Consider the following 10,293-nt stretch of genomic DNA (forward strand, 5'->3'; position numbering starts at 1 on the left):
GATACTGGTTGTATCGGGGTGATCCCGACAACGCGGCGAGCGTGCGTGCCAGACGCCGCCGGGCAGACGGGACTTTCGAAACACGCCCTAGCCGCTACGGTTGCTGCGGCGCGCCCCCGCCTGCCCCGGCCCTGGCGGGGGATTCGGGCCAGGGGAGGGGGGGGGAGTCCGCGAGCCTCGTCGCCCCGAGCTCTGCCCTCCCGGCGGGGCCATCGCCCTGACACTGCCCGGGGGCCGGGCGACGGGGAGAGTCCGTCGGGTGACGCGGTCGGGTCAGGAGTACCTCTTGTCATGCACGTTGTCGGCCTCATACGCGGTGTGTCCGTACTTGGAGCAGGTCGTACTGGTGGTCCTCGTCGCGGTACGTGTACGAGCCGTCGGTGGTGTCGTGCCGGGCGCCGGGCGCGACAGTCCTGCTCTGCCCGGCGGCTCCGTGCGTTCCGGCGGCCTGGGCTGCGGCGGCGCCCAGCAGAACACTGCTGAGGGCGACTGCGGCGTGCATTCGTCGTGAGATGCGCATGCCCGGGCAAACGATCACGGGTGTTCCGGGTTACCCGCGGTGGCCCGGGCGCGCACGTCGGTGCTGAGGAGCGCCACACCCTGCGGCCAGGGACGCGGCCACCCCCGGTCCGCTCGCGCACTGATCGTGCACGCACGTGGGAAGCGTATGGAGAAGTCCGCCGTGGGAAGGGCCAGTCGGGCGGCCAAGGGTGCTCGGCGGCCGGCCCGAGGTGATCGAAACGGTCGCCCCGGCCCGCTCCGAGACGCACACCATCATCTACATCGCAGCCCGAGCCTCCACCAGCTCGGCGCCACAAGTGATGGGGTGGATCATCAGGTTGATGGCTGCCCAGGTGACGAGGGAGCCCGGCGTGTCGTGCGAGGCTCTCGAATATCGCGTGCCGTGCCGGTCGGTGGAAGTGCAGACTCGCTTCATGGCAGACGTGTGGGCGTTCCGGGATGCGGTGAGCCGCTGGGCGGCCGGTGGTCCCGGTGAACCGGCGAGTGAACTGGCCGTGCGACTGGGGTTGAGGACGGCGGTACTACTGGAGGGGCCGAGTGATCTCGCGGCCGTCGAGGAGCTGGCCGCGCGGCGTGGCCGGAACCTGGCCGCCGAAGGAGTGTGCGTCGTGCCGATGGGCGGGGCGATGAGCGTCGGCCGCTACGCCGGCCTTCTCGGGCCGCCCGGTCTCGGCCTGCGCCTGAGCGGACTGTGCGACGAGGGCGAGCAGCGCTTCTACGACCGCGGCCTGGCGCGGGCCGGGGCGCCGCGCCGGGGCTTCTACGTGTGCGTCGCGGACTTGGAGGACGAACTGATCCGCGCACTGGGCACGGCTCGGGTCGAGGAGATCATCCGGGCCGAGGGCGACCTGCGCGCCTGGCAGACCTTCCTGCACCAGCCCGCACAGCAGGATCGGCCCCGGCAGCAGCAGTTGCGGCGTTTTCTCGGCACGAAGAAGGGTCGCAAGATCCGCTACGGCCGTCTCCTGGTGGAGGCCCTCGACCCGGGACAGGTACCGGCCCCGCTCGACGACCTCCTCGCGAGCGTGTGACCGACGTACGAAAGCGCGGTCGCAGCCACTTTCGGCACCCCGTCCCGCCGCCCGCCCGAGATGGCCAACTGGTTGTTGTTGACGGCCACTTATCGGTGACCGGTCAGGATCGGGATCGGGATCGGCCAACGATTGGGTGAGCGCCGTCCCGTCACGCCTGGTCAAGGCGCTCCAGATGCCGGATGTTCTGCTGGTCGGTCTGGTCCTGGCTCGGACTGGTGTCGAACCACGCGTCCAGGATCTCTCCGAGTGTGGCTGCGGAGGTCAGTCGCAGGCCCAGGGCCAGGACGTTCGCGTCGTTCCAGCGGCGGGCACCACCGGCTGTGTAGGCATCCGTGCACAGCGCCGCCCGCACGCCAGGGACTTTGTTGGCCGCGATGCTCGCGCCGGTACCGGTCCAGCAGCACACCACCGCCTGATCGGCACGCCCCTCTGCCACGTCCCGTGCGGCAGCCTCCGTGCAGAACGCCCAGTCGGCCGTCTCTTCCGTTGCCAGTACGCCATGAGGGATCACCTCGTACCCGCGGCGGCACAGCTCCGCCACGAGTTGACGGGCCACCCCCTCGTCAGAGTCGGCGGAAACAGAGATCCGCAGGGTCGCCATGACATTCACCTTCCGGCAGGTTCCTTATTTGCAGCTGTCACCATGGTCTTACAGCAGCCGCCTCCAGATGCTCCGCGACCGTCGCGTGTGTCGCCTGTGCCGCCTGTGCCGTCGCGTCATCGGCATGGCGGCCGGCTCGATGGGCAACCACTCCGCCGACCGGCGGGTGCGGGGATTCCTGGGGGCGACGGCCAAGCGGGGCATCGAGGACGCACCCGCCCTCGACCGGACCGCCCTTGTGCGGGTAGCCCGCCAAGCGGCCTCGTGTGCGGCGGACATCGGCGGTATGCCGCACGGGTGCGCCGGACCAGAACCCCCAGGTCAGTGGGACCGAGCAAGCCCTGAGCACACCGGCCTTGGAAGGCGGTCTTCATCCATGGCTACGAGGTTCCAGTTCTGCGCTGACGACCGGCTCCGCGTGCAGCACCAGGGCCGCCGTCCCTGCCGAGACATCACACACCAACTGCTCGGACTCGACGCACTGCCAGCTGCTGTGCTCCCACGCCCATGCCCACGCACCGTACCGGCCGGCGGTGTTGGTGTGCCCAGTGAGAGTGATGCGGGTTCTACCGGTCCTCACAGATACTCGAAGTAGCGGGTCCACCAAGTTGCGCGCCCCCGATGCGGGCCGTAGCCGGCGTAGAAGGACCCTTCGCCGGCGAGCCACGTCACGCCGTCGTAGGGCCGGTGGAGCAGCCGTGCGGGCACCGGCGTGTAGCCGAAATCGCAGAGGGCGGCCTCGATCCGGCTGCGGTCAGGACGCCAGCTACTACTTCAAGATCGCTATTCCGGCGGAGGCGACCGAGGCCGGGGTCCCTCTGGGACTGCGGCTGAGCAACTTCGGCAACCTTGCGGTGGTGACCACTCCGAGACCCGACAGCCACGACGACCTGGACCACGCCGTTCGGGAGGGCGCGCTAGCCGTTGCCGCTCGATCTGGTCGTCGAGTTCGCAGGCGTGCCCGAAGTCTTTGCTCAGCCGGTCCTTGAGCTGGGTCGCCTGGGCCTTGGCCAGCGGGTGGTCGAAGCCGTCGGGAAACTCCAGGTGGTCTGGTCCCGACAGCTGGTCCAGAGTGTGCAGAAGGGCCAGGACCTGCGCGTCTTCATTCATCGCGTCCACCTTATGGATCCATGAGATCGGCGTGGGGCAGGCCGACACCGAGTCGTTCAGCGACACGGAAGAACAAACCCCGCATGCCCAGCGGGCCGTAGCCGTTCGTCTCAGGCTCCGCCCCAAGAGACCGCAGTAGGGGGTCGAACCTCTGGGGGTCCCACCCGGTGCGCGCCTCAGGCCGTAGGCCAATGAGCGTGTGGATCCCGGTGACCAGACGTCCCTCCTCGGCATAGCGGAACTCCATCATCGGCTTTTCATTCGGGCCCCGGCGCAGGGCGTGTGGCGGGCTGCCCGAACTCGAACGTGTAGTCGAAAAACGTGTTCGAGGCTTGTCGCCTCCGGACACCGCGCTCGGTGTGCTGGAGTGGCCGGCACGGAGCACCCTGGAGAGATGGATGGGGCGCTGATAGTCGTGCACCGGCCGCGTGGCACCGGCGGTCGCCGTGTCACCGTGCGTGGGCAGATCATCGGCCTCGCGCACAACGACCGAGATCTTGTGGAGTTCCTGCGGCAGTCGGGCCTCGATGAGACGACGGCCGAGGACATGGTGGCGGGGGACTCGGCGGTGATCGAATGGCGCGGGGGCCGGCCTCACCAGTACGAGGCGGCATGACGAAGAGCACCCCCCCGCCCCGAGGGCGAGAGGTGCGCCGTGCTGCGGGTGGGTTGGGGTTGGTGCAGAGGGCGCGGGCCCAGGCCATGGCCTCCATCTATCCTCGCGACGGGACGTCTCGGCGCGGGAAAATCGCTTCACCGCCCGCCAGGCACCAGCGACAGCTCCCAAAGCGTCTCCAGGGCGCAGTTGGCCGGGTAGTCGAACGGCAGATGGCGGGCGTAGCGCTGCTGGTCGATCGTGACCTGTTGCACCATGCTGTGGGCCAGGCGCAGGTTCTGCGCGTCGTCCAGTCCGGGAGCGTAGCCCGCGACGAAGGCGTCGAAGGGGAGGCCCTCGGTGCGGTGGGCCAGCGCGGTTCCCAGACTGCGCAGCGGGCCCGTCATATGGCGGCGTGCGGCGCTGTGGAAGAGCATGCCCTGCCGGTAGGACGAGTCCAGCAGCATGCATACCGCCCAGTAGTGGAGATTCGCGAGGTGGCGCAGTGCCGGCACCGTTTCGTCGGGGACGGGGTCGCCGGACGCGGGCAGCCCGCTCGTGTGGCTGAGGGGGACCACCGGGTGGTCCGGGCTGGCCGGATTCCATACGTCAGTGCAGTCCCGGAGGGCGGTATGGGTGCCCTCGAACATGGACCGGAAGAGTGTGAAGTGTTCGCTCTCCCCTTCTTCGCGCAGCAGCTCCAGGCGGGCGAACCAAGAGGTGTAGTCGAGCCGGTCCGGCTCCCGCTCCTGTAGCAGTTCGAGTACCCGTGTGACCTTGCGGTAGAGGCTGCCGACCTGGTTGGGGCGCGGGGCCGTAGGTGCTGTCGAGCCGAGCACCTCGTACAGGCGGTCGACGAAGGCACGGTCCTCGGGTGTGTGCTGCTGGGCGGGGTCGACCGCGCTGGGCGATGCCTCGACGTATACGTACTTGGCCAGGCTGTGCAGACTCAGTGGTTCCAGCACGAAGTCGAACGGATAGATGTCCTGTTCGTACGGGAACTGCTGGCGGCCGAGGTGCGGGGCCGCACCGAGTGCGACGAGCAGCGAGTTGACGATGTCGAGGTGGGTCATCTCCTCGATGGCGACGCCCATCAGGTGCAGCGGCCGGCCTCCGTAGCGGTGGCTGGGCCAGCCGGCGAGGTCGGCGAAACGCGGCACTTTGATCGAGAAGGCGGCGTACAGGTACTGGACGAGCAGCGAGTGCTCGATCTCCGCACCGTCGCGCAGCAGCCGGATCAGTTCCAGCGTCGGATCATCGAACACGGGGGTGTATCCGAGCCGCTCGGTGTCCGCCGCGGACAGCGCAGGTGTCCTGCTCAGCCGGGGCATGGCCCTGAGGGCGGTTGCCCCGCTCTCCGGAAGGGGTGGTGTGGCAGCCGGGTTGAGTTCGCGCTCCGGCGGGGCGGGGGCCGGGGGCGCGCTCTGCGCGGTGGCCAGTACGGCCGCCCGGTAGCGCTCGTAGTCCGTGCAGCGGCACACATGCGAGCCGAGGACCGTGTCGACGGTCTCCTCCAACTGCTGATCCGCTTCGCCCGATTCGCGGTTGCTGCCGGCGTGGTCGACGACGACGCTGCCGGCGACCGCGAACCCGGCCGCGCAGTATCCGCACTGGAACGCCTCACGCTCCAGGAACGCCTGCTGTACGGGGTGCAGTGCGCCGTCAGCCGCCAGGCCTTCGACGGTGGTGACGTCCCACCCCTGTACGTGGCGCATGCTGGTCATACAGGCCTGACGTGTCACCACCGGGGCTTGGGGGCGGGTGCGGACCGCGACGGTGCAGGCGCGGCATTCCCCGATGGAGCAGCCGATCTTCGTGCCGGTCAGGCTCAGGTCCTCGTGCAGGAAGTGGACGAGGGACATATCGCCGGGCACGGAACGGCCGTGGTGGCGGACGCCGTTGACGGTGAGGTCCAGATCGGTGTTCGGCTCTTGCATCACGACCGCCCGTTGTCGGGGAGGGGCAGGTCCGCCAGGCGGATCGGGGTACGGGAGGGCCAGCAGCGGTCGTCGCCGTGCCCGAGGGCATGCGCGACGGCGTTGGCCACGGCGGGTGCGACACTCGTCATGGTTGCTTCCCCGATCCCCTTGTGCCGCAGGCTTGGACTGCCGGTGCCGAGCACACCCGCGGTCGGCAGGGGAACGAGGATCGTCTCGCGTCGGATTCCGGTGATGTCGGCGTAGCGTGCCAGCCGGTAGCGGTCGAAGTTGACGTAGGGGCCGGCACCCGTCTCCGGGGGCAGTTCCTCGTGCAGTGTGTGGGAGATCCCCATGGCGAGCCCGCCTGCCACCTGACCCTCTAGCGCGGCCGGCAGCAGCGGGTCGCCCGCGTCCAGGAACGTCACCGCGTCCACGACACGGATCGCCCCGTGCCCCGGCACGATCTCCACGCCGATCAAGTGACCGGCCGCCGCGTACAGCGACCGCGGTACGACGTCCCCGCCCGGTCCACGCGCGACCGGGGCGTTGAGCGGGCCGACCGGGGTGAGGGGCACAGGGTCGTCGTCCGGCGAGTGGACGAGCGCCAGCGCGTCGACGGACGCCTCGTGAGGCGTCCCGTCGGCCTGGAACGTCGCCTGTGACCAGCCGTTGCAGAAGTAGCCGTGCGCCATGACGCATGTCTGGCTTCCTGTACGCACCAGCTCGTGCGCGAGTGCGGCCAGCGGAACCGTGGGGTGGCCCGGCAGCTGCACGGCACCATCGTGCCAAGCAGCCAGCAGGTCGGCGTCGCTCAGCGTGGGCTCGTTCAGCAGCGTGCGTGCTGCGGGGAGCAGGCGCAGCCGAAGGAGTGCGCGGCACGCCTCGCGGACCACGTGCACATGGAAGAACGCCGTCTTCGACGCGCTGCTCGCTCCGTGGGAAAGGGAGATCTTGACCTGGTCGTGCAGTCCGCGCTCCTTGAGCCGCTGGGCGAAGCGTTCGAAGGGCCCCACCACACCGAGCCGGGCCACTGCCGGTACCCCCAGCACGTCGTGGGCGGCCTGCTCCAGAGCGGCGCGGGAGCCCTGTCCCATCTCCACGCTCTGGCCCCACACCGCGACCTGGCCGTCCGCGGCCACCTGAACGGCCGTGTAGACACTGTCCTGGCTGGTTCCGTACGCCTCCATGCAGCAGGCGAAGCCGACCCCGTACAACGTGCCGTCTCCGCGCCCGGCGACCCGGTCACGTGCCTCGTCGCGCTGCTGCCACAGCGTGTGGTCCCGAGCCGCCGCGCAGACCGCGGCGGCGCCGACGTGGAACCGCAGCGGAGTCCCCGCGAGGTCCGTGTCCGCTTCAGTAGCGTCGGTCGACCCGTCGGTGGCGGAGTGGACCACGTTCGCCAGGCGGAAGTCGAGTGGATCCATGCCGAGACCCCGTACGGCGAACCGGTCGAGCGCGGTCTCCAGGTTGAACGCCACCTGTGGGATGCCGAAGCCGCGCATGGAACCGACGGCGGGGATCGCCCGCTCCACCACGATGGCGTGCACCGAGGCCTGCGGCACCCGGTAGGGGCCGGTGGCGTGCAGGGCCGCGAGCCCCAGCACCGGCCCGTTGAGGTTTGCCTCGACACCCCCGTGCAGCACGATGAACGACCGCATCGCCCGGATCCGCCCGTCGGGATCCGCCCGGAGCCAGCTGCGGACGCCGGAGGCGTGTCGCTTCAAGCCGCCCTGGAACTGCTCGCGCCGGTCGTACGCCAGCCGGACGGGGCCGGGCGCGAACACCGCCGCGAGCGCCAGGTAGTACGGGAACGGCGACTTGTCCCGGCCCCCGAACCCACCGCCGCAGTCCTTCGACCACAGCCGTACGGACCGTACGCTCGGATGCGCCGCGCGGCCGAGCAGCGTCTGGATGTCCGGCACGTCGCCGTGCGGCGACTGCGTACCCAGGACCATATGCAGGGTGCCGGAGGAGTGGTCCAGCCAGGCCAGTCCGGCCTCCGGCTCCAAGAACGCCGGGTCGGTCTGCTGGGTGAACGTCGTGGTGACGGCCCCGAGCGCTCCCGGCTGGGCCATGTCGCCTTCGATCGCCGAGAACAGGTGTTCCGCGTCGGTGTCGGGCTGCCCGTTCCTGACGAACGTGCTCTGCGTGGCGTCGTAGGTGACACGCCCCCGGTTCCAGTGGGAGTAGCCGTTGGGCACGGTGGCGTCCAGCAGGTAGTGCGCCTGGCGCGGCGTGCCGGTGAAGCTCCGCTGCGTCCATGCGTCCAGATCCTGCGCGATCAGCTGCTCCTCCGTGGGCGGGAGGACGCCGGTGGCGGGTCCGTACGTCACTGGAGCTGCGCCTTCGCGCAACTCCTGCGCCGCGCGGCGGAACCGTACGAAGTCGCCGTAGACCACGATGGCCACCGGCTGACCGAGGTAGTCGGCCCTCTCACCCGCCGGCAGGAGCGCCTGCACATTGTCGGCGGAGACACGGTTGCTGTACGGGGGCTGCGGGAGATCCTCGGCTGTCACGACCACGTCGGGCCGCAGCTCGACCGGCAGCCGTGCGAAATCCACACCCGTGAAGAGCCGGTCGACGTGTCGGCTGCGCAGCAGCAGGGCGTGCTGGCAGTCCGTGGGCCAGCCCATGGCGGCCATGTCCACCGGCCGGAAGTCGCTGGCGAACACCTTTTCCCCGGTCACTCTGCGCATGCGCCCGTCGGCGGCGTCGCCGTCACTGCCCATGGTTCCGACCTCAACACCCACTGCGGCTCCCGGCAACATACGGTGCGCCTTATGGGGCCCTACGGAGTGCCCGGGCCGTACTGCACGAACCGGCTCTCCGGGCGAGGGCCTGAAATAGTCCTCCGTCCCTGCTTGCCTCGCTCGGTACGGTCGCGGGAGTGTTCTCCCTGCGGGAGCCCATCAGATCCGCGCGCGGCCACCAGGCAGTTCCGACGCTGAGAGTAGGTTTCGTCAATGGCAAGCCGTATCAGTGAGCTCGTGCTCGATTGCCGCGACCCCGAAGGGCTGGCGCGGTTCTGGTGCGAGGTCCTGGACTTCATCGTGCTGGATCGCAACGAGGGCGACATCGAGATCGGACCGCGCGAGGGGTTCGGCGGCCCGCAGCCGACGCTTGTCCTCAGCCGAAGCGACGCGCCGAAGAACGGGCAGCTCCGGCTGCACATCGACGTCAACGCCACCGACCGCGATCAGGACGCCGAGCTCGAACGCCTCCTGGCCGCCGGGGCCGAGCGCGTCGACATCGGTCAGACCGGGGAGGAGTCCTGGCACGTCCTCGCCGATCCCGAAGGCAACGAGTTCTGCCTGCTCAAGGCCCGCATCGACCCGCTCTGATGATCTGGTCGGCAGCGAGGGCCGCGCCCGGGTGGACGCTTCAGGCGCCCGAAAGCCGTCTGAGGTGGGCGGCCTCCTTGTGGGCGCCGATGATTTCCAGGGCCCGGATCACCTCCTGGGCCCGACTTGAGCCGACGGGCCGCCTGTCGTGTGTGAGCAGGTGCTGGACGGGTGGCGCGGTGGCAGCCCGCGGACCGCTCGGGACGACGGATGGGCGATGGCCCTGGTCGACGGTCCTTCCTCGGCGTCGAGGCCGTGGCGCAGTTCGTGTGCCTGGTGCATGAGCCGTCGTGCGTGCGCGTGGTTTCCCAGCGCCCATTCGATCTTGGCGATCAGGCGGTAGCCGTAGCTGAGGTTGGCGGGGGTGCCGATCGCCTCGAAGTGTTCCAGCGCGAGACGGGCATGGCGGCGTGCGGGCTCCAGGGTTCCGGCCTTGCGGAGGGCTTCGGCCGCCGTCGCGTGCGAGTGGGCCGCCCTCGATCGCCCCGCCGTGCGGAGTCACGGACGCCGAGTACCGCTTCGGCACCCGCCAGAAGCAGCCGGACGCCGTGGCGCGCTGTGCCCGCGACCTCGGCCCGGCGCGCCCAGGGTTACACCACCGCGCTGCCGAGGACGCCGCGCACCGCTGCCGCCTTGCGGACCGGCCGGACCGTCACCGTCACGCTCACCCGGCCCGCGCCCGTCCGCGCGCGGTGCGGCGCTGCATCGACAACCTCCCCAGCAACGCGGTGAAGTTCAGCCCCGAGGGCACCCCGGTCACCGTCTGCATCGAGGGCACGCGGCTGTACGTGCGCGACCACGGCCCCGGCATCGCCCCGGAGGAACGGGACGCCGTCTTCGACCGCTTCCACCGCGGCCCGCGCACCCAGGCGATCCCGGGGTCCGGCCTCGGGCTCGCGATCGTCCACGACCTCGTCACCGCCGACCACGGCACCGTCTTCGCCGCCGCCGCACCCGACGGCGGCGCCGAGGTCGGCTTCCGTCTGCGTCCCCACGACCCGGCGGGCTGCACGTGAGGGTGAGGGTGAGGGTTGAGGGTGCAGACCGGAGGGCGAACCGCTGTTGAGCTGCCGGAGTACTAGGGCGTGTTTCGAAAGTCCCGTCTGCCCGGCGGCGTCTGGCACGCACGCTCGCCGCGTTGTCGGGATCACCCCGATACAACCAGTATCGG

The 10,293-nt window shown here is 70.1% G+C and carries 10 protein-coding genes; 5 read left to right on the forward strand and 5 right to left on the reverse strand.

Annotation, left to right across the window (positions count from 1 at the left end):
• Positions 1 to 307: 307 nt before the first annotated feature.
• Positions 308 to 502, reverse strand: coding sequence for a hypothetical protein (locus ACZ499_RS39920; protein WP_468682114.1), 195 nt, complete (start codon positions 500 to 502; stop codon positions 308 to 310).
• A gap of 433 nt (positions 503 to 935) precedes the next feature.
• Between ACZ499_RS39920 and ACZ499_RS39925 the strand changes: the two genes are divergently transcribed.
• Complete coding sequence (locus tag ACZ499_RS39925; protein ID WP_385537516.1) at positions 936 to 1,553, forward strand: TOPRIM nucleotidyl transferase/hydrolase domain-containing protein; 618 nt, start codon at positions 936 to 938, stop codon at positions 1,551 to 1,553.
• Positions 1,554 to 1,704: 151 nt separating this feature from the next.
• Here the strand turns inward: ACZ499_RS39925 and ACZ499_RS39930 are convergent, their stop codons facing one another.
• A complete protein-coding gene (locus ACZ499_RS39930; RefSeq protein WP_468682129.1) occupies positions 1,705 to 2,148 on the reverse strand; it encodes an RpiB/LacA/LacB family sugar-phosphate isomerase in 444 nt (147 codons plus the stop codon).
• Positions 2,149 to 2,733: 585 nt separating this feature from the next.
• Positions 2,734 to 2,865: a hypothetical protein gene (locus tag ACZ499_RS39935; RefSeq protein ID WP_468682116.1), complete on the reverse strand. Its 132-nt coding sequence runs from the start codon at positions 2,863 to 2,865 to the stop codon at positions 2,734 to 2,736.
• Between the two features lie 216 nt (positions 2,866 to 3,081).
• Between ACZ499_RS39935 and ACZ499_RS39940 the strand changes: the two genes are divergently transcribed.
• Both ACZ499_RS39940 and ACZ499_RS39945 read left to right on the forward strand, forming a co-directional pair.
• Positions 3,082 to 3,291: a hypothetical protein gene (locus tag ACZ499_RS39940; RefSeq protein ID WP_468682118.1), complete on the forward strand. Its 210-nt coding sequence runs from the start codon at positions 3,082 to 3,084 to the stop codon at positions 3,289 to 3,291.
• A 370-nt stretch (positions 3,292 to 3,661) separates the two neighbouring features.
• On the forward strand, positions 3,662 to 3,883 hold the full coding sequence (locus ACZ499_RS39945; RefSeq protein WP_385537510.1) for a hypothetical protein: 222 nt from the start codon (positions 3,662 to 3,664) through the stop codon (positions 3,881 to 3,883).
• Between the two features lie 137 nt (positions 3,884 to 4,020).
• On the opposite strand, the gene ACZ499_RS39950 is transcribed toward ACZ499_RS39945, so the two are convergent.
• Together ACZ499_RS39950 and ACZ499_RS39955 are read right to left on the reverse strand one after the other, a co-directional pair.
• Positions 4,021 to 5,799, reverse strand: coding sequence for a ferritin-like domain-containing protein (locus tag ACZ499_RS39950; protein WP_468682121.1), 1,779 nt, complete (start codon positions 5,797 to 5,799; stop codon positions 4,021 to 4,023).
• Positions 5,799 to 8,510, reverse strand: a complete 2,712-nt coding sequence (locus ACZ499_RS39955; RefSeq protein WP_468682123.1) for a xanthine dehydrogenase family protein molybdopterin-binding subunit — start codon at positions 8,508 to 8,510, stop codon at positions 5,799 to 5,801. Before ACZ499_RS39955 ends, ACZ499_RS39950 begins: the two co-directional genes overlap by 1 nt.
• Before the next feature lie 234 nt (positions 8,511 to 8,744).
• On the opposite strand from ACZ499_RS39955, the gene ACZ499_RS39960 reads away from it, so the two are divergent.
• The gene (locus ACZ499_RS39960) at positions 8,745 to 9,122 is read left to right on the forward strand and encodes a VOC family protein (protein WP_468682124.1); all 378 of its coding nucleotides are present in this window, start codon (positions 8,745 to 8,747) and stop codon (positions 9,120 to 9,122) included.
• Positions 9,123 to 9,814: 692 nt separating this feature from the next.
• Positions 9,815 to 10,138: a sensor histidine kinase gene (locus ACZ499_RS39965; RefSeq protein ID WP_468682126.1), complete on the forward strand. Its 324-nt coding sequence runs from the start codon at positions 9,815 to 9,817 to the stop codon at positions 10,136 to 10,138.
• Positions 10,139 to 10,293 lie beyond the last annotated feature (155 nt).

This window comes from Streptomyces sp. NPDC031265, assembly GCF_055570295.1.